The 20,401-nt window shown below is 71.2% G+C and carries 20 protein-coding genes; 13 read left to right on the plus strand and 7 right to left on the minus strand.

The genetic code is table 11. From position 1 onward, the window contains the following. Nucleotides 1–66: 66 nt before the first annotated feature. The 3 genes from ACIHCX_RS27725 (at nucleotide 67) to ACIHCX_RS27735 (ending at nucleotide 3,724) form a co-directional block, all read left to right on the plus strand. Nucleotides 67–1,869 (plus strand): DEAD/DEAH box helicase, encoded by a 1,803-nt coding sequence (locus tag ACIHCX_RS27725; RefSeq protein ID WP_400034083.1) that lies wholly within the window; start codon nucleotides 67–69, stop codon nucleotides 1,867–1,869. A gap of 322 nt (nucleotides 1,870–2,191) precedes the next feature. After that, entirely contained in the window at nucleotides 2,192–2,833 is a 642-nt protein-coding gene (locus ACIHCX_RS27730; protein WP_400034085.1) for an IclR family transcriptional regulator, read from the plus strand. Nucleotides 2,834–2,932: 99 nt separating this feature from the next. Further along, on the plus strand, nucleotides 2,933–3,724 hold the full coding sequence (locus ACIHCX_RS27735) for a PDZ domain-containing protein (protein ID WP_400034087.1): 792 nt from the start codon (nucleotides 2,933–2,935) through the stop codon (nucleotides 3,722–3,724). Nucleotides 3,725–3,737: 13 nt separating this feature from the next. Here ACIHCX_RS27735 and ACIHCX_RS27740 read toward each other — a convergent pair whose 3' ends face one another. The 3 genes from ACIHCX_RS27740 to ACIHCX_RS27750 all read right to left on the minus strand — a co-directional run bounded on the left by ACIHCX_RS27740 (nucleotide 3,738) and on the right by ACIHCX_RS27750 (nucleotide 5,063). Continuing rightward, nucleotides 3,738–3,923 carry a hypothetical protein gene (locus ACIHCX_RS27740; RefSeq protein WP_400034089.1) on the minus strand — a complete coding sequence of 62 codons (186 nt, stop codon included), beginning with the start codon at nucleotides 3,921–3,923 and terminating at the stop codon, nucleotides 3,738–3,740. A gap of 11 nt (nucleotides 3,924–3,934) precedes the next feature. Then, nucleotides 3,935–4,519 carry an ArsR/SmtB family transcription factor gene (locus ACIHCX_RS27745; protein WP_400034091.1) on the minus strand — a complete coding sequence of 195 codons (585 nt, stop codon included), beginning with the start codon at nucleotides 4,517–4,519 and terminating at the stop codon, nucleotides 3,935–3,937. 76 nt (nucleotides 4,520–4,595) lie between these two features. Continuing rightward, a complete protein-coding gene (locus ACIHCX_RS27750; protein ID WP_400034093.1) occupies nucleotides 4,596–5,063 on the minus strand; it encodes an Lrp/AsnC family transcriptional regulator in 468 nt (155 codons plus the stop codon). A 123-nt stretch (nucleotides 5,064–5,186) separates the two neighbouring features. Between ACIHCX_RS27750 and hppD the strand changes: the two genes are divergently transcribed. After that, nucleotides 5,187–6,335 (plus strand): 4-hydroxyphenylpyruvate dioxygenase, encoded by a 1,149-nt coding sequence (gene hppD, locus ACIHCX_RS27755; RefSeq protein ID WP_400034095.1) that lies wholly within the window; start codon nucleotides 5,187–5,189, stop codon nucleotides 6,333–6,335. Nucleotides 6,336–6,575: 240 nt separating this feature from the next. Further along, nucleotides 6,576–7,982 (plus strand): FAD-binding oxidoreductase, encoded by a 1,407-nt coding sequence (locus ACIHCX_RS27760; RefSeq protein ID WP_400034097.1) that lies wholly within the window; start codon nucleotides 6,576–6,578, stop codon nucleotides 7,980–7,982. Nucleotides 7,983–7,992: 10 nt separating this feature from the next. Here ACIHCX_RS27760 and ACIHCX_RS27765 read toward each other — a convergent pair whose 3' ends face one another. Then, a complete protein-coding gene (locus ACIHCX_RS27765) occupies nucleotides 7,993–8,406 on the minus strand; it encodes an SsgA family sporulation/cell division regulator (RefSeq protein WP_400034099.1) in 414 nt (137 codons plus the stop codon). Between the two features lie 242 nt (nucleotides 8,407–8,648). Here ACIHCX_RS27765 and ACIHCX_RS27770 point away from each other — a divergent pair, with 242 nt between their 5' ends. Both ACIHCX_RS27770 and ACIHCX_RS27775 read left to right on the plus strand, forming a co-directional pair. Beyond that, a complete protein-coding gene (locus ACIHCX_RS27770; RefSeq protein WP_400034101.1) occupies nucleotides 8,649–10,157 on the plus strand; it encodes an RDD family protein in 1,509 nt (502 codons plus the stop codon). Between the two features lie 144 nt (nucleotides 10,158–10,301). Next, nucleotides 10,302–11,156, plus strand: a complete 855-nt coding sequence (locus tag ACIHCX_RS27775; protein ID WP_400034103.1) for an RDD family protein — start codon at nucleotides 10,302–10,304, stop codon at nucleotides 11,154–11,156. Nucleotides 11,157–11,180: 24 nt separating this feature from the next. On the opposite strand, the gene ACIHCX_RS27780 is transcribed toward ACIHCX_RS27775, so the two are convergent. Then, complete coding sequence (locus ACIHCX_RS27780) at nucleotides 11,181–11,501, minus strand: hypothetical protein (protein WP_400034105.1); 321 nt, start codon at nucleotides 11,499–11,501, stop codon at nucleotides 11,181–11,183. 485 nt (nucleotides 11,502–11,986) lie between these two features. Between ACIHCX_RS27780 and ACIHCX_RS27785 the strand changes: the two genes are divergently transcribed. Together ACIHCX_RS27785 and ACIHCX_RS27790 are read left to right on the plus strand one after the other, a co-directional pair. Then, nucleotides 11,987–14,335, plus strand: a complete 2,349-nt coding sequence (locus ACIHCX_RS27785; protein WP_400034107.1) for an immune inhibitor A domain-containing protein — start codon at nucleotides 11,987–11,989, stop codon at nucleotides 14,333–14,335. Nucleotides 14,336–14,456: 121 nt separating this feature from the next. Further along, the gene (locus ACIHCX_RS27790) at nucleotides 14,457–14,816 is read left to right on the plus strand and encodes a hypothetical protein (RefSeq protein ID WP_400034109.1); all 360 of its coding nucleotides are present in this window, start codon (nucleotides 14,457–14,459) and stop codon (nucleotides 14,814–14,816) included. A 20-nt stretch (nucleotides 14,817–14,836) separates the two neighbouring features. Here ACIHCX_RS27790 and ACIHCX_RS27795 read toward each other — a convergent pair whose 3' ends face one another. Together ACIHCX_RS27795 and ACIHCX_RS27800 are read right to left on the minus strand one after the other, a co-directional pair. Continuing rightward, the gene (locus ACIHCX_RS27795; RefSeq protein ID WP_400034111.1) at nucleotides 14,837–15,424 is read right to left on the minus strand and encodes a nicotinamidase; all 588 of its coding nucleotides are present in this window, start codon (nucleotides 15,422–15,424) and stop codon (nucleotides 14,837–14,839) included. 97 nt (nucleotides 15,425–15,521) lie between these two features. Next, complete coding sequence (locus ACIHCX_RS27800) at nucleotides 15,522–16,868, minus strand: nicotinate phosphoribosyltransferase (protein WP_400034113.1); 1,347 nt, start codon at nucleotides 16,866–16,868, stop codon at nucleotides 15,522–15,524. A 157-nt stretch (nucleotides 16,869–17,025) separates the two neighbouring features. Between ACIHCX_RS27800 and clpS the strand changes: the two genes are divergently transcribed. The 4 genes from clpS (at nucleotide 17,026) to ACIHCX_RS27820 (ending at nucleotide 20,385) form a co-directional block, all read left to right on the plus strand. Then, on the plus strand, nucleotides 17,026–17,343 hold the full coding sequence (gene clpS / locus ACIHCX_RS27805; RefSeq protein WP_400034115.1) for an ATP-dependent Clp protease adapter ClpS: 318 nt from the start codon (nucleotides 17,026–17,028) through the stop codon (nucleotides 17,341–17,343). Nucleotides 17,344–17,355: 12 nt separating this feature from the next. Further along, nucleotides 17,356–17,958: a DUF2017 domain-containing protein gene (locus tag ACIHCX_RS27810; protein WP_400034117.1), complete on the plus strand. Its 603-nt coding sequence runs from the start codon at nucleotides 17,356–17,358 to the stop codon at nucleotides 17,956–17,958. 442 nt (nucleotides 17,959–18,400) lie between these two features. Further along, on the plus strand, nucleotides 18,401–19,819 hold the full coding sequence (locus ACIHCX_RS27815) for an amino acid permease (protein ID WP_400034119.1): 1,419 nt from the start codon (nucleotides 18,401–18,403) through the stop codon (nucleotides 19,817–19,819). A gap of 143 nt (nucleotides 19,820–19,962) precedes the next feature. Continuing rightward, a complete protein-coding gene (locus ACIHCX_RS27820) occupies nucleotides 19,963–20,385 on the plus strand; it encodes a Mov34/MPN/PAD-1 family protein (protein WP_400034121.1) in 423 nt (140 codons plus the stop codon). Nucleotides 20,386–20,401: the final 16 nt, after the last annotated feature.

The raw sequence follows: 20,401 nt of genomic DNA on the forward strand, positions 1-20,401 counted from the left end.
GGCCGCCGGTAGGGTGGCCCGGTCGTCATACGTAGCCGAGACCCCCAGCACAGCGAACCGGAGACCGTGACTACTACCGCCGCCAGCTCGTCCCACTCCTCGCATCACCTTTCGCCCGCCTTTCCTGGTCGCGCCCCCTGGGGTACGGCCGGGAAGCTGCGTGCCTGGCAGCAGGGGGCGATGGAGAAGTACGTCCAGACCCAGCCCCGCGACTTCCTGGCGGTGGCCACCCCCGGCGCCGGAAAGACGACCTTCGCGCTGACGCTGGCCTCCTGGCTGCTGCACCACCACGTCGTCCAGCAGGTCACCGTGGTCGCGCCGACCGAGCACCTGAAGAAGCAGTGGGCCGAGGCCGCCGCGCGGATAGGTATCAAGCTCGACCCGGAGTACAGCGCGGGCCCGCTCGGCAAGTCGTACCACGGCGTCGCCGTGACGTACGCCGGCGTCGGCGTGCGCCCCATGCTGCACCGCAACCGCGTCGAGCAGCGCAAGACCCTCGTCATCCTCGACGAGATCCACCACGCCGGCGACTCCAAGTCGTGGGGCGAGGCGTGCCTGGAGGCGTTCGAGCCCGCGACCCGCCGGCTCGCCCTCACCGGTACGCCGTTCCGCTCCGACACCAACCCCATCCCATTCGTCACGTACGAGGAGGACGGGGCCGGCATCCGGCGTTCGTCCGCCGACTACACCTACGGCTACGGCTCCGCCCTCTCCGACGGCGTCGTCCGGCCCGTCATCTTCCTCTCCTACAGCGGCAACATGCGCTGGCGCACCAAGGCGGGCGACGAGATCGAGGCCAGGCTGGGCGAGCCGATGACCAAGGACGCCGTCAGCCAGGCCTGGCGCACCGCGCTCGACGCGCGCGGCGAGTGGATGCCGGCCGTGCTGCGCGCCGCCGACCAGCGGCTCACCGAGGTCCGCAAGGCCATCCCGGACGCCGGCGCCCTGGTCATCGCCTCCGACCAGGACTCCGCCCGCGCCTACGCCAAGCTGATCCGCGAGATCACGGGCAGCAGCGCGACGCTCGTCCTGTCCGACGACGCCGGCGCCTCCCAGCGCATCGACGATTTCAGCGGCAGCGAGGACCGCTGGATGGTCGCCGTCCGCATGGTGTCCGAGGGCGTCGACGTGCCCCGGCTCGCGGTCGGGGTGTACGCGACCACCATCTCCACCCCGCTCTTCTTCGCCCAGGCCGTCGGCCGTTTCGTGCGGTCCCGCAGGCGCGGCGAGACCGCCTCCGTGTTCCTGCCGACCGTCCCGGACCTGCTGACCTTCGCCAACGAGATGGAGGTCGAGCGCGACCACGCCCTCGACAAGCCGAAGAAGGACGGCGAGGAGGACCCGTACGCCGAGTCCGAGAAGGAGATGGACGAGGCGAACCGGGAGCAGGACGAGGACACCGGCGAGCAGGACATGCTGCCCTTCGAGGCGCTGGAGTCCGACGCCGTCTTCGACCGGGTCCTCTACGACGGCGCCGAGTTCGGCATGCAGGCCCACCCGGGCAGCGAGGAGGAGCAGGACTACCTCGGCATTCCGGGCCTGCTCGAACCCGAGCAGGTGCAGATGCTGTTGCAGAAGCGGCAGGCCCGGCAGATCGCGCACAGCCGCAAGCGGCCCGACACCGAGGCCGACCTGCTCGAACTGCCCGCCGACCGGCGGCCGGTGGTGACCCACAAGGAACTGATGGAGCTGCGCCGGCAGCTCAACACGATGGTCGGCGCGTACGTCCACCAGAGCGGCAAGCCGCACGGGGTCGTCCACACCGAGCTGCGCCGGGTGTGCGGCGGGCCGCCCAGCGCCGAGGCGACGGCGGGTCAGTTGCGCCAGCGCATCGCCAAGGTGCAGGAGTGGGCCACGCGGATGAAGTGACACCGGGGTGCCGCCGGGCGTTCCTGAGGCGTCGTCCGACGGCATCACCGGAGTACGTATCGGGAGGAACACCGCACTCCGTACCGGACGATGACCGGATTCTGGACGGAGTCTTCCGCTCAGCGAACCGGCTTCGCTAATGTCCCGCTACGCCGACGCACCGTGGCAGCGCCGCCGCGGAGCGCAGCCGTGAAGCGACTTCAGTCCGGGACGGCCCGGACCGCCGGCCGATCGGCGGCCTCTGCCGCGCGTCACCGACGGGACCCGGTGACGCGTCCGACGTGGAGAGAGCCGCCTACCTCACCACGAAGGAGTGGGCGTCGTGACCGCGGAGACCTCCCAGACGCTCGACCGGGGACTGAGAGTCCTCAAACTGCTGGCCGAGACGGACCACGGGCTGACCGTCACCGAGCTGTCGCACCGGCTGGGCGTCAACCGGACCGTGGTGTACCGGCTGCTCGCCACCCTGGAACAGCACATGCTCGTCCGCCGTGATCTGGGCGGTCGTGCCCGGGTCGGGCTGGGAGTGCTGCGGCTGGGCCGCCAGGTGCATCCGCTGGTGCGGGAGGCGGCGCTGCCCGCGCTGCGGTCGCTGGCCGAGGACATCGGGGCGACCGCGCATCTGACGCTGGTGGACGGCGCGGAGGCGCTGGCCGTCGCCGTGGTCGAACCGACGTGGACCGACTACCACGTGGCCTACCGGGCCGGTTTCCGGCACGCCCTGGAGCGGGGCGCCGCGGGCAAGGCGATCCTCGCGGCCCGCCGGCAGCCGGCCGCGGAACCCGGCTACACCCTGACCCGCGGCGAGCTGGAGGCCGGGGCCTGCGGGGCGGCGGCCCCCCTGCTCGGCGTGACGGGCCTGGAGGGCAGCGTCGGGGTCGTCATGCTGGCGGACGCCGTACCGGAACGGGTCGGCCCACGCGTCGTACACGCGGCCTGCGAGGTGGCGGAGGCCCTGCGCTGACCGCCGCCGAACCCACCTGGCCCGTCCTGTCCCGTCCGGCCCGTCCCGCCTCGTCCTCCGTCGGCCGGCCGGAATGCGTGCGCGGGATAGATTGAACCCGTGCTCTCTCGTCTCACGCGTTCCCAGGCCCTCACCGTCTGCGCGCTGCCCGTCGCGGCTCTGATCGCCACGGCGGTGTTCGCGCCGCTGCCGTTCTCGGTGGCCCAGCCCGGGATGACGGCGAACGTGCTCGGGGAGAACAAGGGCACCCAGGTCATCACCATCTCCGGCGCGCCCGTCCGCAGCACCAGCGGGCAGCTCCGTATGACGACCATCGAGGCGACAGGGCCGGACGCGCAGGTCTCCCTGGGGGACGTGATCGACGGCTGGTTCGCCACCGACCGGGCGGTCATGCCGCGCGACGCGGTCTACCCGAGCGGCGACAGCGTCAAGGAGATCGAGCAGCACAACGCCGAGCAGATGAGGCAGTCCCAGGACGCGGCCACCCGGGCCGCCCTGAAGTACCTCGGCGTCAGCGACAAGAACGTCGAGGTCACGCTGAAGCTCGCCGACGTCGGCGGCCCCAGCGCGGGCCTGCTGTTCTCCCTCGGCATCGTCGACAAGCTCCACGGCGACGGCAACGGCGGCGACCTCACGGGCGGCCGCACCATCGCCGGTACGGGCACCATCGACGCCGACGGCACGGTCGGCGCCGTCGGCGGCGTGGCCCTCAAGACCCAGGCCGCCCACCGGGACGGCGCCACCATCTTCCTGGTCCCCCGGGCGGAGTGCGCCGAGGCCAAGTCCGAACTCCCCAAGGGGCTGCGCCTGATCCCGGTGACCACCCTGAAGGGCGCCGTCAACGCCTTGGGCGCCCTGGAGACGGGGAAGGGCTCCGTCCCGAGCTGCTGACGACCAACAGGCCCTAGACGGCAGGGGCCGGCCTGGGAGCGGCGGCCAGGCGCAGGCCGAGCTCCACGAGGGTCCAGCCCAGCCGGGTGCGCAGGGCGCCGGGGGCGTCTCTCCGGGCGGCCGACCGGTACGCGTCGGCCTCGGCCCGGAGCTCGGCGGCGCGGGTGCGGTGCAGTACGAGGTGGGTCTCGGAGTGCATGGGGCGGCCTTTCAGTCCGTGCGGATGGGGAAGACGTGCGTGTGGACGCGCACCGTCTCGCTGTCAGGGGTGCCGTCCTCGGGGGCCAGGGCCCGGTAGCTCTCCAGGAGCTCGTGCATCTTCTCGATGAGGTCGGCGGCGAGCGTCGGCGTGAGACGCAGCATCCAGTCGCTCATGTCCGAGGCGCGGCGCCAGGCCTCGGGCCAGTCGTTCCTGGTGCCGAGCCAGGTCGCCAGCTCCTGGGTGCGCTGGTTCGCGATCTCGTGCAGGTACAGGTCCGCGGCACCGCGCACTTCGGGGTCGGTGTCCATCAGCACGGTCTCGTCGAAGGTCACTCCCATGTGGACCGCCCGCCACCAGCGCTCCCGTCCCTTGCCGTGCTCGGGAGCGTCCTCGACGAACCCGTGCGCGGCGAGCTGGCGCAGGTGGTAACTGGTGGCCCCGCTGGACTCACCCAGTTTCGCGGCAAGTTGGGAGGCGGTGGCCGGCCCGCCACGCCGCAGCGCGGTCAGCAACCGCATGCGCAGTGGATGGGCGAGGCCCCGCAGCGAGCGGGCGTCGAGAGGACGGACCGACGATTCGCTGGGCTCGTTCATGCGTACAAAGATAGTGTTGCAAAGGCCTCTTTGCAACAGGTCCTTTGTAACTCTGCCGCGTCGGTCGCCCCGGTCCTCACTCCTGCGCCGCCTGCTCCACCAGCGGGATGATCCGCAGCGGCACCGGGTTCTCCATCACGATCGCCGTGGACGCCCGGTCGATGCCCTCGAACCCCACCACCCGGTCGATCACGCGCTGGAGATCGGCGTTGGAGCGGGCGACCAGCCGGCACAGCATGTCGCCGGTGCCGGTGGTGGTGTGCAGTTCCAGCACCTCCGGCACGCTCGCCAGATGGGCCCGTACGTCCGGACCCTGCCCCTGCCGGATCTGGAGCGTCGCGAACGCCGTGACCGGATACCCGAGCGCCGCCGGATCCACCTCCGGACCGAAGCCGCGGATCACCCCGCGCGCCTGAAGGCGGTCCAGACGCGCCTGGACCGTCCCCCGCGCCACCCCCAGCCGCCGTGACATCTCCAGCACGCCGATGCGCGGCTCGCGCGCCAGCAGCACGATGATGCGGCCGTCCAGATGATCGATCGCCATGTCCCGTCTCCCCAATGGTCATCCTGTACAGAAAGCCCGAAGACTCGCCGCCTCCACCGAGCACATTGCCCAGCAAGTGCGCGAACTATTGCGCACCTTGCGAGACCGGGTGACGCTTCCGCTATGACGCAGACCACACACCTCACTCCCGACGCGACCGCCCGGCAGGCCGACCCCTTCCCGGTCAAGGGAATGGACGCGGTCGTCTTCGCCGTGGGCAACGCCAAGCAGGCGGCGCACTACTACTCCACCGCCTTCGGCATGAAGCTGGTCGCCTACTCCGGACCGGAGAACGGCAGCCGCGAGACCGCGAGCTACGTCCTGGAGAGCGGCTCCGCCCGCTTCGTGTTCACCTCGGCGATCAAGCCCGCCACCGACTGGGGCACCTTCCTCGCCCAGCACGTGGCCGAGCACGGCGACGGCGTCATCGACCTCGCCATCGAGGTCCCGGACGCGCGCGCCGCGTACGCCTACGCCATCGAGCACGGCGCCCGCTCGGTGACCGAGCCGTACGAGCTGAAGGACGAGCACGGCACCGTCGTCCTCGCCGCGATCGCCACGTACGGCGAGACCCGCCACACCCTGGTGGAGCGGTCCGGCTACGAGGGCCCGTACCTGCCCGGCTACGTGGCCGCGAAGCCCATCGTCGAGCCGCCCGCCCAGCGCGTCTTCCAGGCCGTCGACCACTGCGTCGGCAACGTCGAACTCGGCCGGATGAACGAGTGGGTCGGGTTCTACAACAAGGTCATGGGCTTCACGAACATGAAGGAGTTCGTGGGCGACGACATCGCCACCGAGTACAGCGCGCTGATGTCGAAGGTCGTGGCCGACGGCACGCTCAAGGTCAAGTTCCCGATCAACGAGCCCGCGGTCGCCAAGAAGAAGTCCCAGATCGACGAGTACCTGGAGTTCTACGGCGGCGCCGGTGTCCAGCACATCGCGCTCAACACCAACGACATCGTGCAGACCGTACGCACGATGCGCGCGGCCGGGGTCGAGTTCCTGGACACCCCCGACTCCTACTACGACACCCTCGGCCAGTGGGTCGGCGACACCCGCGTGCCCGTGGAGACCCTGCGCGAGATGAAGATCCTCGCCGACCGCGACGAGGACGGCTACCTGCTCCAGATCTTCACCAAGCCGGTCCAGGACCGCCCGACCGTCTTCTTCGAGCTCATCGAACGGCACGGCTCGATGGGCTTCGGCAAGGGCAACTTCAAGGCCCTGTTCGAGGCGATCGAGCGCGAGCAGGAGCGCCGCGGAAACCTCTGATCCCGCCGCTGGGCCCGCACGCCGAGCTCGCCGCGAGCCCGCCCACGCACCACGCCCGGGGCACCGCTCGCGGCATCCCGCCCGCCCGCGCCGCGACACCCGCGCGGCGGGCGGGCCGCCGTCGTGCCGCCCACCGGGCGCCTTCCCGGCCCGCCCGGTCCCGGTGCGGCGCCCACCGAGGGCCAGGCGCAGGGGGGTGCGGCCGACGGGTTCCCACCGACGGTCCCCGGGTGCGAGGCTGTGATCGTGAGCCGTATTGAAGCCGCACCCGACGCATCCCTGGGCAACCTCACCGATCGGCTCCTGGCGGGCCTGCCGGCCGAGGCTGTCCTCATCGATCCCGACGTCACGGCCGCCTACGCCCACGACATGGCGAGCTTCTGCCCGTCCGGCGCCCCGGCCGTCGTCGTCCTGCCGCGCACGGTGGAACAGGTCCAGCACGTCATGCGCACCGCCACCGAGCTGCGCGTCCCGGTCGTGCCGCAGGGCGCCCGCACCGGACTGTCCGGCGCGGCCAACGCCTCCGACGGCTGCATCGTGCTGTCCCTGACCAAGATGGACCGCATCCTGGAGATCAGCCCGGTCGACCGGATCGCGGTCGTCGAGCCGGGCGTCGTCAACGCCGCGCTCTCCCGCGCGGTGAACGAGCACGGCCTGTACTACCCGCCGGATCCCTCCAGTTGGGAGATGTGCACCATCGGCGGCAACATCGGCACCGCCTCCGGCGGCCTGTGCTGCGTGAAGTACGGGGTCACCGCCGAGTACGTGCTCGGCCTGGACGTCGTGCTGGCCGACGGGCGGCTGATGTCCACCGGCCGCCGCACCGCCAAGGGCGTCGCCGGATACGACCTGACCCGGCTGTTCGTGGGTTCCGAGGGCTCGCTCGGCATCGTCGTGCGGGCCGCCCTGGCGCTCAGGCCGCAGCCGCCGCAACAGCTCGTGCTGGCCGCTGAGTTCGCCTCCGCGGCCGCCGCCTGCGACGCCGTGTGCCGGATCATGTCGGGAGGACACGTGCCCTCCCTGCTCGAACTCATGGACCGTACGACGGTGAAGGCCGTCAACGACCTCGCCCACATGGGCCTGCCGGAGACCACCGAGGCGCTGCTCCTTGCCGCGTTCGACACGCCGGACCCGGCCGCCGACCTCGCCGCGGTCGGCGCGCTGTGCGAGGCGGCCGGCGCCACCCAGGTCGTCCCCGCCGACGACGCCGCCGAGTCCGAGATGCTGTTGCAGGCGCGGCGGCTGTCGCTCACCGCGCTGGAAGCCGTCAAGGGCACGACGATGATCGACGACGTGTGCGTGCCCCGCTCCCGGCTCGGCGAGATGCTCGAGGGTGTCGAACGGATCGCCGAGAAGTACCGGCTCACCATCGGGGTCTGCGCGCACGCGGGCGACGGCAACACCCACCCGACCGTCTGCTTCGACGCGCAGGACCCCGACGAGTCGCGGCGCGCCCGCGAGTCCTTCGAGGAGATCATGGCGCTCGGCCTCGAACTCGGCGGCACCATCACCGGTGAGCACGGCGTGGGTGTGCTGAAGAAGGAGTGGCTGGCGCGTGAGATCGGCCCGGTCGGGGTCGAGATGCAGCGGGCGGTCAAACACGCCTTCGACCCGCTGGGCATCCTCAACCCCGGCAAGCTGTTCTGACACCCCGCGCTCACGGGGCGAGCAGCCCGGCCAGCTCGTCGTCGATGCCGAGCTGCTCGCCCTCGCTGCCCGGCTGCACCAGGCGCAGCGTGCGCTCCAGCCAGGCCGACACCTGCGCGGCCGACGCCTCCAGCAGGGCCTCGCCGTCGGGCGCGCTCAGCGCCAGCAGGACCGTGCTGCGGCCCAACGCCTTCGAGGGCCACACCCGCACGTCGCCGGTCCCGCACGGCCGGAACACCCCCTCCACGAGCAGTTCCCGGGCGAACGTCCAGTGCACGGGATGCTCGGAGTCGACGTGGAAGACGATGTGCACGGCGTACGGGTCGTCGGTGCGGTAGGCGAGCCGCGCCGGGACGGGGATGCCGTACTCGGGCGACAGGATCAGTCTCAGCTCCAGTTCGCGGTCCACCACGGTGTGCCCCATGGTTGTCTCTCCTCTCTCCGACGGGCCCCTGGACGGACCCCTGTGAAGGAAGAGCACGGTGAGCGCCGGGCATTACGCGGGCCACTCGAACTTTTTCGATCCGGATGTCACCTGATCGTGAAGTACGTGTACGAGGTTGCCCGGAAAGGAGTGGGTCCGGCCGGACCGCGGGTGTTGCCCGCCTCGGTCTGATAGATGTGGAGGCCCTCAAGAGACCCCCGAGCAGATACGGGACGACGGACATGAGCGCCCCAACCCCGGCACCCGGTGACGACAGGCCCCGCGAAGGCTACTACCCGGACCCGTCCATCCCCGGCTACGTGCGGTACTGGAACGGTGCCGCCTGGGTGCCGGGCACCAGCCGCCCGGCACCGGCCGACGGCGAGCCCCTCGCGCCGCCGCCCGGCGTGCACACGACGCTGGTCCCGCCGGTCGAGGAGACGGGGCCGCACTTCTTCGACGAGGACCCCGTGACCGACCCGGGCCCCGCCGCTCCACCGCAGGGCGGCCGCCCCGAACCGGCGTCGGCCTGGGGCGCCGACCGCAACCGGCAGTCCGGCTTCGGCGGCGAGCAGGACCGCCGCGTCTCCTGGGGGTCCCCGGCACCGGTCGACCCGAGGGTGGCCCACGCGGCGGACCCCGCACCGGCCGACGCGGAGCCGGCCCCGGACGCGGGCCGCGCCGCCTCGGACGGCACGTTCGTCTTCCGCCGCCCCACGGCGGGCGGTACCCCGGGGGCCCCGGCCGACGCCGCCCCCGGGGTTCCGGGACCGGGCACGCCCGTCGACGAGGGCACGATGACCTTCCGTACGGTGCGTCCCAGGCCCCCGGCGGTAGGCGCGCCGGGCCGGCCCGGCCAGGGCGCGCCGGCCTCCGGGACCCCGTCCTGCACCGGGCCCGCCGGGGCTTCCGCCGCCGGTGGGCCCGTGGCAGGCGGTGCCGGCGGTCACGGTCTCGGGGCCGGACATGCCTCCGCCGGGCGGGCGGCAGCGGCCCAGCCGCCGGGCCAGGCCGGAGCCAGGGCGGGTGCCGCCTCCGCACCGGCCGCGCCCCCGGCGTCCTCCGCGTCGTCCCCGCCCCTTCAGCGCGGTGGACCGCAAGCCCCCGGCGCCCCCGCAGCGACACCGCTGACCAGTGGTGCCGGCGGCGGGCAGTCCTCCTGGGCGCAGCAGGTGCACCAGCTCGCCGGCTCGGGTGAGCAGCAGCCCGTGGCGCCCTGGAAGCCGCCGGTGGAGGACCCGTTTCAGGCGGTGGTGCGGCGGCAGGCGGCGGCCCGGCCCGCCGGCCTCGGCAAGCGGCTGGCCGCCCGGCTCGTCGACTCGGTGGTCCTCGGGGGCGTCACCGCCGTGGCCGCCGTACCGCTCGGCACCAAGGCGATCGACCACGTCAACGGCAAGATCGACGAGGCCAAGCTCTCCGGCCGCACGGTGACGGTCTGGCTCCTGGACGGCACCACGGGGACGTACCTCGCCGTCGTCCTCGCCGTCCTGCTGCTCGTCGGCGTCGTCTACGAGGTGCTGCCCACCGCCAAGTGGGGCCGCACCCTGGGCAAGAGGCTGTGCGGTCTGGAGGTGCGGGACATCGAGGGCCACGAGCCCCCGTCGTTCGGCTCGGCCCTGCGCCGCTGGCTCGTCTGGGGTGTCCCCGGGCTCCTCGGCATCGGGCTCGTGGGCATGGCGTGGTGCCTGTTCGACCGGCCGTGGCGCCAGTGCTGGCACGACAAGGCGGCGCACACGTTCGTGGCGGGCTGACCGGGCTGACCGGGCTGACCGGCTGGGCCGACCGGGACGGAGGGGCGGGCGGCTCCGTACCCGCGCCGCCGCTGCCCGAGCCGGTCTCATCCGTACGGCCGCGTACCGGATGCGGGGCGGCCGGGGGCACGATCCATTGGGTGCATGAGCACCGAACCGCCCCCCGGCTCCGGACCGCAGCCCCCTTCCCCCGGAGGGCGGCGACCATCCCACGGTGACGGCCCGTGGGGCGGCGGTGCGTGGACTGGCGGCGGAGCGTGGGGCGGTGGGCAGGGCGGCGGACGGTCCGGCGGCTCCCCGTACTCCGACGACCCGTCAGCTGGCATGCCCCCGCCCCCGGGCGAGCAGCCCCCGCCACCCGGAGAACAGCCGCCCCCCGGCGGTGGCCCGCAGGGCGGCGGGCCGTACGGCGGTGGCCCCCAAGACGGCGGGTACGGCGGTGGCGGCCCCTACGGCCCGCAGGGCGGTGGCTACGGCGGCGGTTCCTACGGTGGTGGCCCGCAGAGCGGCGGGTACGGCGGCGGCCCCTACGGCCGTGACCCGCTCGCCGGTATGCCCCCGCTCGCCGACAGCGGCAAACGCACCCTCGCGCGGATCGTCGACCTGATCCTCGTCGGTATCGTCGTCACCCTCGTCACCTGGGCCCTGCGGGTCAACGAGTACGCGGTCAACGCCGGGAACGTGCAGGTGGGCAAGTCCGTGGCGCAGTCGGTGGTCGGTGTGGTGCTCTACATGGCCTACGACACCTTCATGATCTCCCGCTACGGGCAGACCCTGGGCAAGAAGTGGCTGGGCATGCGGGTGGCGAACCTCGACGACGGCTCCACCCCGTCCGTCCCGACCGCGCTGGCCCGCGCGGCGGTGCTCTGGGTCCCGTGCTGGTTCTGCTGCGCCTGCCTCTGGCTGGCGATCAGCGGAGGCTGGAGCTTCTTCGACCGCCCGTACAAGCAGGGCCTGCACGACAAGGCGGCCAAGACCGTGGTGGTCAGCACCGGTTGACCCCGGTCCGGGGCGGCGAGGAGGTCAGGGAGCCGTCGGCCCCCGTACCGGCTCGACGCCGGCCGGAACGGGCTCCCGGTGTGCCCGCGCCCGCATCCGTGCCTGGACCCGGGCCTGCGTCCGAACCTGCCCGGCGTCGGCGGTGCGGGCGCCGGACGACTCGGTCGTGCGGGCCTTCGGCATGGGCACCGTCAGGGCGACCAGGAGCCCCAGCGCGAGTGCCGCGAGGGTGATGACCACGATCCCCAGGCCCGAACTCGTCCTGGACAGCAGCAGCATGGCGAGCGTCGAGAGGATCACGGTGCAGGAACCGTAGGCGACCTGTGCGGCAGTGGGACGAGGCATGGCAATCGGTCCTCGGAAGTGGGGGTCTCCCCCCGTGCCTCTCGCTGCGGGGGAGGGTGCGGACAGGATGTGTAGGTGTGACGCGGGCGTGGCCTGGCTTTCCACCCGTGTGCGGGCGGTCCGCCAATCGACTCTATTCGCCTGTGTGCCCGACGGGAACCGTTGGTAAGCACGACCTAACCCGTGGTGCCGGTGCACGGGGGGCGCACGGAGTCATGCGATCCACGGAGCGGACGGGCGCACGCGCCCGGAGGGGCCGTTCGGCCCTGGCTCTTTCGTGTCCGCAAAGCGAACACCGGCTCCGCATAGTGCAGTTGACGGGGTCAAGTCAAGATCTGGTTTTTCTTGCGAACGTCTAGTCGAATGGCGTCACTTGACTACACGCGTTCGTCGCACGCGCGGATCTCTCCAGGATCCATGGGCCCATGACCCTGGCCCATGACCGCCCTCTCCGCGCGCCCGGACGCGGCAGGGGAGGACCACAAGTGACCAGTAGACGCTGGGCGTTCAGAACGACCGCGATCGGTGTCGCGCTCGCGGCGGCCACCGCCACGTTCTCGACGTTCGCCGTGGCGGAGGCCGCGACGACGGCCGACTCCGCTCCCGTGACCCGGCACGACCCGCAGCCGGTGGAGCAGCACGCGCACGACCTGGACGGCCCGCTGAGCAGGACGCAGAAGGCCCAGCGCCAGGAGGCCCTGAGCCAGGTCATCGCCGGCAAGACCAAGGTGAAGGACCACAAGGGTTCCAAGGTCGTCGAGCTCAAGGGCAAGAAGGGCGACACCAAGTACGTCGAGCTGGGCCGGGAGAAGACCGACAAGATCTTCACCATCCTGGTCGAGTTCGGCGACCAGGCGGACTCGAGGTACGGCGGCACCCCCGGTCCGCTGCACAACGAGATCGCCGCGCCGGACCGCAAGAAGGACAACTCCACGGCCTGGCAGAAGGACTACAACCAGCAGCACTACCAGGACCTGTACTTCGGCACCGGCAAGAACGTCGAGTCGATGAAGAAGTACTACGAGACCCAGTCCTCGGGCCGCTACTCGGTCAACGGCACGGTCTCCGACTGGGTCAAGGTGCCGTGGAACGAGGCCCGTTACGGCAACAACGCGTGCGGTTCCAGCACCTGCTCCAGCGTCTGGAACATCGTCAGCGACGGTGTGAACGCCTGGGTCGACCAGCAGAAGGCGGCCGGCAAGACGGACGCCCAGATCAAGGCGCAGCTGGCCGAGTACGACCAGTGGGACCGCTACGACTACAACGGCGACGGCAACTTCGACGAGCCGGACGGCTACATCGACCACTTCCAGATCGTGCACGCCGGTGAGGACGAGTCCGCCGGCGGCGGCGCCCAGGGCACCGACGCGATCTGGGCCCACCGCTGGTACGCCTTCGGCACCGACGCCGGCTCCACCGGCCCCGAGAACAACAAGCTCGGCGGCGCGCAGATCGGCGACACCGGCATCTGGGTCGGCGACTACACCATCCAGCCGGAGAACGGCGGCCTCGGCGTCTTCGCCCACGAGTACGGCCACGACCTCGGTCTGCCGGACGAGTACGACACCGCGGGCGGCGAGAACTCCACCGGCTTCTGGACGTTGATGTCCTCCGGTTCCTGGCTCGGCCGCGGCAAGGAAGCCATCGGCGACCTGCCGGGCGACATGAACGCCTGGGACAAGCTCCAGCTCGGCTGGCTCAACTACGACCTCGCCAAGGCCGGCGTGACGTCCGCGCACAAGCTGGGTCTGTCCGAGTACAACACCAAGCACCGGCAGGCCGTGGTGGTCTCCCTGCCCGACAAGGCGGTCACCACCACGATCGTCACCCCGGCCCAGGGTGCCACCCAGTGGTGGAGCGGCAGCGCCAACAACCTGAAGAACACCCTGACCCGGTCCGTGGACCTCACCGGCAAGACGTCGGCCGCCCTCACCCTTGACGGCTGGTACGACATCGAGGCCGACTACGACTTCCTCTACGCCGAGGTCTCCACCGACGGCGGCGCCAACTACACCGCCCTGGACGGCACGGTGGACGGCCGGCCGATCCCGCGCGACGGCAGCGGCAACCCGGCCCTGACCGGCTCGGTCGACGACTGGACGCAGCTGTCGTACTCCCTGGACGCCTACGCGGGCCAGAAGATCCTGCTCCGCTTCCGCTACCAGACCGACGGCGGCGTGGCGCTGAAGGGCTTCACGGCCGACCGGATCACGCTGACCGCGGACGGCTCGGTGGTCTTCGCGGACGACGCCGAGAGCGCGGACCCGGAGTGGACGGCGAGCGGCTTCTCCCGCATCGGCGCGTCCTTCACCAAGGACTACCAGCAGTACTACATAGCCGAGAACCGCCAGTACGTCTCGTACGACACCACGCTGGAGACCGGCCCGTACAACTTCGGCTTCGCCGACCGTCCGGACTGGGTCGAGCACTACCCGTACCAGAACGGCCTGCTGATCTGGAAGTGGGACACCTCCGAGGCCGACAACAACACCAGCAAGCATCGGGGCACCGGCCGGATCCTCCCGGTCGACTCGCACCCGGACGCGCTGCGGTGGTCCGACGGCACGCTGATGCGCAACCGGGTCCAGACCTACGACTCGCCGTTCAGCCTGTACGGCACGGACGGCATCACGCTGCACCAGGCGGGCGTCAAGACCAAGATCAAGTCGTCGAAGGGGGTGTCGGTCTTCAACGACCACGCCAGCACCTACTACGACCCGGCGAACCCGACCGGCAGCGTCAAGGTCACTGACACCAACACCAAGATCAAGATCACCAAGGAGGCCAAGGACGGCTCCACGATCGAGATCGAGGTCGGCAGCGCGCTGAAGTAATCGGCGTCCTCGCAGGTCAAACGCACATCGGCGGCAACCCTCTGGCGGGTTGCCGCCGATCGTGTTTAGGTGCGTGCTGTGACCTGCTTATTGACACCGACCGGAACGGGGAAGTGACCGCATGGCCGCAGGAGGCTTCTGCAAGCTGCCGAACGGCACCGTGGTGGTGGCGCTGAACCTGCCCAGCCCCACTCTCGACGGGACCGGCGGCGTGCGCGTGCTCGTCCACGCGCGCAACCGCGCCCGGGCTCTGACCCGGCTGCGCAACCTGGGCCTGCGCGCCGTCTACCTGCGGGGCAACGCGGCCCCGCCGACCCCGGACGAGGTCACCGCGGTCCTGCACCACCCCGACGGCCTGATATGGCGCACGTCACCCGGCGACACCGTCGGCGCCCCGGAGCTGTGGCACCCGATCAGAGCCCTGCTGCGCAGACCGGCCACCCAACCGGCAGGCGTCGTGACAGACCGCACCGGGCCCTGACGGGACTTTCGCAACAGGCCCTAGGCGACGACCGGCTTGCCCGTGAGTTCCACGCCCGCCTGCCGCAGCTCCTCCAGCGCCCGTTCGGTGGTCGCCTGGGCCACCCCGGCGGTGAGGTCCAGCAGCACCCGGGTGCGGAAGCCCTCCTTCACGGCGTCCAGGGCGGTGGCGCGCACGCAGTGGTCCGTGGCGATCCCGACCACGTCCACCTCGTCGATCTGCCGGGCCCTGAGCCAGCCGGCCAGCGACTCGCCGTTCTCGTCGGTGCCCTCGAAGCCGCTGTAGGCGGCGGAGTAGGCGCCCTTGTCGAAGACCGCGTCGACGGCCCCGGAGGCGACGGCGGGGGCGAAGTTGGGGTGGAAGCCCACGCCCTCGGTGCCCGCGACGCAGTGCGCGGGCCAGGAGCGGACGAAGTCGGGGTTGTCGGCGAAGTGGCCACCGGGCGCGATGTGGTGGTCCCGGGTCGCCACCACGTGGCGGTAGCCCGCAGGGGCCTGCCCGACGAGCTCGGTGATGGCGGCGGCGACGTCGGAGCCCCCGGCCACCGCGAGGCTGCCCCCCTCGCAGAAGTCGTTCTGCACATCGACGACGATCAAGGCGCGGTGCATGGGCGGTGTCCTTCGGCTGTCGGATCGGTGGGCGGAGGGGGAGCGGGGCCGGACAGGAGGGGACTTTCGGGGGCGTACCGAAGCGGGGGCACGCGCTTTAGCTACCCGACCCTCCGTGGACGTACTCCGTCGGAAGGACGGGTTCCCCTCGAGAGAGCTGGGTCGCCGACAGCGGCAGGTTGGCGCGGGCGGCCGTGTGCCGGTCCCGGGCGGCGTCCAGCGGCTCGCGGGCGACCACCTCGCCGCCCTTGACCAGCTCCACCAGGAGCTGCCGGCCGGCCAGGTCGTCCGGCACCGGACCGGTGCCCACCACCTCGGCCTCCGCGACCCCGTGCGCGTCCAGCCGGCGCGCCGCCCACTTGCGGCCGCCGACGGAGGTCTTCCCGCCGGTGGACCTCTTCGCCACCGGCACCAGCGGCGCCCCGGCGTCGCCGGTCTCGGCGCGCGCGACCAGCTTGTAGACCATGGACGCCGTCGGGTGGCCGGAGCCGGTGACCAGCTGGGTGCCCACGCCGTACGCGTCCACGGGCGCCGCCGCCAGCGAGGCGATGGCGTACTCGTCCAGGTCCGAGGTGACGATGATCCTCGTGTCCCGGGCGCCCAGCTCGTCGAGCTGCTGGCGCACCCGGTGCGCGACCAGCAGCAGGTCGCCGGAGTCGATGCGCACCGAGCCCAGCTCCGGCCCGGCGATCTCGACGGCGGTACGGACCGCCTCGGCCACGTCGTAGGTGTCCACCAGCAGCGTGGTGTCCCGGCCGAGCGAGTCGACCTGCGCCTGGAAGGCGTCCCGCTCGCTGTCGTGCAGCAGCGTGAAGGCGTGGGCGGAGGTGCCCACCGTCGGGATGTTGTAGCGGAAGCCGGCGGCCAGGTCGGAGGTGGAGGTGAAGCCGCCGACGTAGGCGGCCCGGGCGGCGGCGACCGCGGCCAGCTCGTGGGTGCGGCGGGCCCCCATCTCGATCAGCGGGCGGTCGCCGGCGGCCGAGGCCATCCGGGAGGCGGCGGCCGCGATCGCCGAGTCGTGGTTGAGGATCGACAGGATCACGGTCTCCAGCAGCACGCACTCGCCGAACGACCCCTCCACCCGCATGATCGGCGAGCCCGGGAAGTACACCTCGCCCTCGGGGTAGCCCCAGATGTCCCCGCCGAACCGGTAGTCGGCGAGCCACTCCAGGGTCGGCTCGTCCACCACCCGGCGCTCGCGCAGGAAACGGAGGACGCCCGCGTCGAAGCGGAAGTTCTCCACCGCGTCCAGCACCCGTCCGGTGCCGCCCACGACGCCGTAGCGGCGCCCGTCGGGCAGCCGCCGGGTGAACACCTCGAACACACTGCGCCGTCCGACCGTCCCGGCCCTCAGCGCGGCCTGGAGCATTGTCAGCTCGTAGTGATCGGTGAACAGAGCCGTCGAGGGAACGTCCACCGGCAGCCCAAGGTCCGCAACGCTCACCGAAGCTCTCCTAGACATGTCGTGCGGGTGCCCCCGGGCGTGGCCGGGGGTTCCGGGGACCGTCCCCGGATGATGCCTGGCGAGGAATCGTACTCCCATTTCGTCAGACTGACGATTTGACCCTTGGTTTATGCGAGTACCCCCTCGGGGTGGCAGCATGGGGCGTGTGACGGCAGCCGCACCCATCGAGATCGAGAAGACCGAGTCGGCGGAGGAGGTTTTCGCCGTACCCGAACCCGACGTGCCCTGGGTGACGATCGTCCACAACGACCCCGTCAACCTCATGAGCTATGTGACGTACGTCTTCCAGACGTACTTCGGCTACTCCAAGGACAAGGCCACCAAGCTCATGCTCGACGTCCACCACAAAGGCCGGGCGATCGTCTCCAGCGGGTCCCGCGAGGAGATGGAACGGGACGTGCAGGCCATGCACGGCTATGGTCTGTGGGCCACCCTGCAGCAGGACCGGAAGTAGCGAACTCCCTCCATGCCCGGAACCTTCGAACCGCTCCCCGGCGGCGGCGCGTCCGTCGCGCTCGACGACGTCGAGATCTCCATCATCCGCTCGCTGGCGGTGCAGCTCCTCGAACTGATCGGCCCGGGTCCCGCCGAGGACGCCCCCGCCGACCCGCTCGCCGAGCTGTTCGCCGAGGGCCCGAGCGAACCGCCCTCCGACCCCGTCCTCAAGCGGCTCTTCCCGGACGCCTACCGCGACCCCGAGACGCCCGGCACTCCGCGGGAGGCCGCCGAGCAGCGCGCCCACTCCGCCGAGTTCCGCCGCTACACCGAGAACGACCTGCGGGCCGGCAAGCGCGAGAACGCCCTCGCGGTGATCCACTCGCTCAACGCGCTCGCCCCCGGCGGAGAGGGCCCGGCGGTGCTCGAGCTGACGCCGGACGAGTCCCGGCGGTGGCTCGGCGCGCTCAACGACCTGCGCCTCGCCATCGGCTCCCGACTGGAGATCACCGACGAGGACGACACGGACGACTTCTACCGCCTGCCGGACGATGATCCGCGCAAGCCGATGGTGATGGCCTACCTGTGGCTGGGCGGGCTCCAGGAGACCCTCGTCTCCACTCTCCTGCCGTAGCGCCGCGCCTTCCATGACGTAGTCCCACGCCTCTCGTGCCGTGGTCCCACGTCGTGATCCATCCGGTCCAGGCCCGCCCGGTGCCGTGATCCACCCGGTATATCCGGATTTCGCGTTCGCTCAGAGGACGCTCAAATCCGGATAACGATCGGGTCTCCGTGGCGGCCGGGTATGAGTGCGCTCTGCGTGCTTTGTCCGCTTCTTCCTGTGGCATGCATCACACAGCTCCCCGCCGATCAGCGATGCGGCCGTGGTACATCTTCACGACCGCCCGGCGGACACCACCCACGTCCGGCCGGGTGCGCCACCGAGCCGGCAACAGCCGGCCAGGCACAGCGGATCCGGGGAGACCCGGGCACGCACTCCATCAATCCGGGGGGATCGAAACCCGATCCGGGGCCGACCGAGGGCCCGGGTCGGCATGGAGAAAGGCGCACACCACATGACCTCCCCACAGGTCACGGAAGCTCCCGAAGAGGGATACGAGCGAGGGCTCGGCAGCCGCCAGGTCCAGATGATCGCCATCGGCGGCGCCATCGGCGTCGGTCTCTTCCTGGGCGCGGGGGCGAACATCGCCAAGGCCGGACCCAGCCTCATCGTCATGTACGCCCTCGCGGGCCTGATCATCTTCTTCATCATGCGGGCGCTCGGCGAACTGCTGCTCTACCGCCCCGTCTCGGGCTCCTTCGCGGAGTACTCCCGCGAGTTCCTCGGCCCGTTCTTCGGCTTCTTCACCGGCTGGACGTACTGGCTGATGTGGGTGGTGACCGGAATGGCCGAGCTGACGGCCGCCGCGATCTACGTCCACTACTGGTTCCCCGCCATCCCGCAGTGGGTGACCGCCCTGGTGTTCCTGGTGGTCCTGTTCGTGGCCAACCTGATCTCCGTGAAGGTCTTCGGCGAGATCGAGTTCTGGTTCTCGATGGTCAAGGTCACCGCCCTGATCGGCATGATCGTGATCGGCCTGGGCGTCCTCACCTTCGGCTTCAGCGCCGCAGGCGACACCGCGGCCGTCAGCAACCTCTGGGAGTTCGACGGCTTCTTCCCCAGGGGTGTCGGCTCCTCCCTGATGACCCTCCAGGGCGTGATGTTCGCCTACCTCGCCGTCGAACTGGTCGGCGTCACCGCGGGCGAGTCCGAGAACCCGGAGAAGACCCTCCCCAAGGCGATCAACACCCTTCCCTGGCGCATCGCCCTGTTCTACGTCGGCGCCCTCACCGTCATCCTGTGCGTGGTGAAGTGGACCGAGTTCGGCGAGGGCGTCAGCCCCTTCGTGAAGGCGTTCGCGGTCATCGGCATCCCGGCCGGCGCGGGCATCGTGAACTTCGTGGTGCTCACCGCGGCCCTGTCCTCCTGCAACTCCGGCATGTACTCCACCGGCCGGATGCTGCGCACCCTCGCGGACAACGGCGAGGCCCCCCGGTGCTTCAGCCGCCTGTCGAGCTCCAAGACCCCCGCGTTCGGCATCACCGTCTCCGTCGCCTTCATGGGTATCGGCGTGGTGCTGAACTACGTCGTCCCGGAGAAGGCCTTCGGCTACGTCACCTCCGTCGCCACCGCGGCCGGCATCTGGACCTGGCTGATGATCCTGATCAGCCACGTCCTGTACCGCCGGGGCGTCGAGGCGGGCCGGCTGCGCGCCTCCTCCTTCCCGGCCCCCGGCGGCGCCAAGTGCTCCTACGTCGCCATCGCGTTCCTGCTCTTCGTCACCGGCCTGATCGCGTACGACGCCGACTCCCGCGTCTGCCTGTACGTGATGGCCGGGTGGGCCGCCGCCCTGGCCGTCGGCTGGGCGGTCCTCAGGACCCGCAACCCACAGGTCGCCGACCGCCGCGAACCGCAACTCGAGAAGATCGGCTGACCCCGAGGCACTTACCGACCGGACGTTCGGCAGGAGCGGGTCCCCCAAGCACCCGCTTCCGCGGCCGCTCAGGACGTCCAGCATGTGGGCCGTTCCGTACCGAACTCCGGTACGGAACGGCCCACATGTCTATGCTGGCCGCCATGCTGACCCTTACCCAGGCCCTCTACGACCAGATCGTCGCCCACGCCCGCAAGGACCACCCGGACGAGGCGTGCGGCGTCGTGGCCGGACCCGTGGGCTCCGGCCGGCCCGAGCGGTTCATCCCCATGGTGAACGCGGCCCGCTCGCCCACCTTCTACGAGTTCGGCTCGCAGGACCTGCTCAAGCTCTACCGGGAGATGGACGACCGGGACGAGGAGCCGGTGATCGTCTACCACTCGCACACCGCGACCGAGGCCTACCCCTCCCGCACCGACATCGGCTACGCCAACGAGCCCGGCGCGCACTACGTCCTGGTCTCCACCGCCGACACCGACGGGCTCGGCGAGTTCCAGTTCCGCTCGTTCCGCATCGTGGAGGGCGAGGTCACGGAGGAGGAAGTCAAGGTGGTGGAGGCGTACTGAGCGCCGAACGTCTCGT

The organism is Streptomyces sp. NPDC052043, assembly GCF_044548235.1.
Classification (GTDB): domain Bacteria; phylum Actinomycetota; class Actinomycetes; order Streptomycetales; family Streptomycetaceae; genus Streptomyces.

Bases quoted from the DNA above. Each gene is read 5' to 3' on its own strand.
- ACIHCX_RS27740 (WP_400034089.1), bottom strand. From the start codon at position 3,923: ATGCACTCCGAGACCCACCTCGTACTGCACCGCACCCGCGCCGCCGAG.
- ACIHCX_RS27745 (WP_400034091.1), bottom strand. From the start codon at position 4,519: ATGAACGAGCCCAGCGAATCGTCGGTCCGTCCTCTCGACGCCCGCTCG.
- ACIHCX_RS27750 (WP_400034093.1), bottom strand. From the start codon at position 5,063: ATGGCGATCGATCATCTGGACGGCCGCATCATCGTGCTGCTGGCGCGC.
- hppD (WP_400034095.1), top strand. From the start codon at position 5,187: ATGACGCAGACCACACACCTCACTCCCGACGCGACCGCCCGGCAGGCC.
- ACIHCX_RS27765 (WP_400034099.1), bottom strand. From the start codon at position 8,406: ATGGGGCACACCGTGGTGGACCGCGAACTGGAGCTGAGACTGATCCTG.
- ACIHCX_RS27770 (WP_400034101.1), top strand. From the start codon at position 8,649: ATGAGCGCCCCAACCCCGGCACCCGGTGACGACAGGCCCCGCGAAGGC.
- ACIHCX_RS27775 (WP_400034103.1), top strand. From the start codon at position 10,302: ATGAGCACCGAACCGCCCCCCGGCTCCGGACCGCAGCCCCCTTCCCCC.
- ACIHCX_RS27780 (WP_400034105.1), bottom strand. From the start codon at position 11,501: ATGCCTCGTCCCACTGCCGCACAGGTCGCCTACGGTTCCTGCACCGTG.
- ACIHCX_RS27790 (WP_400034109.1), top strand. From the start codon at position 14,457: ATGGCCGCAGGAGGCTTCTGCAAGCTGCCGAACGGCACCGTGGTGGTG.
- ACIHCX_RS27795 (WP_400034111.1), bottom strand. From the start codon at position 15,424: ATGCACCGCGCCTTGATCGTCGTCGATGTGCAGAACGACTTCTGCGAG.
- clpS (WP_400034115.1), top strand. From the start codon at position 17,026: ATGGGGCGTGTGACGGCAGCCGCACCCATCGAGATCGAGAAGACCGAG.
- ACIHCX_RS27810 (WP_400034117.1), top strand. From the start codon at position 17,356: ATGCCCGGAACCTTCGAACCGCTCCCCGGCGGCGGCGCGTCCGTCGCG.
- ACIHCX_RS27815 (WP_400034119.1), top strand. From the start codon at position 18,401: ATGACCTCCCCACAGGTCACGGAAGCTCCCGAAGAGGGATACGAGCGA.
- ACIHCX_RS27820 (WP_400034121.1), top strand. From the start codon at position 19,963: ATGCTGACCCTTACCCAGGCCCTCTACGACCAGATCGTCGCCCACGCC.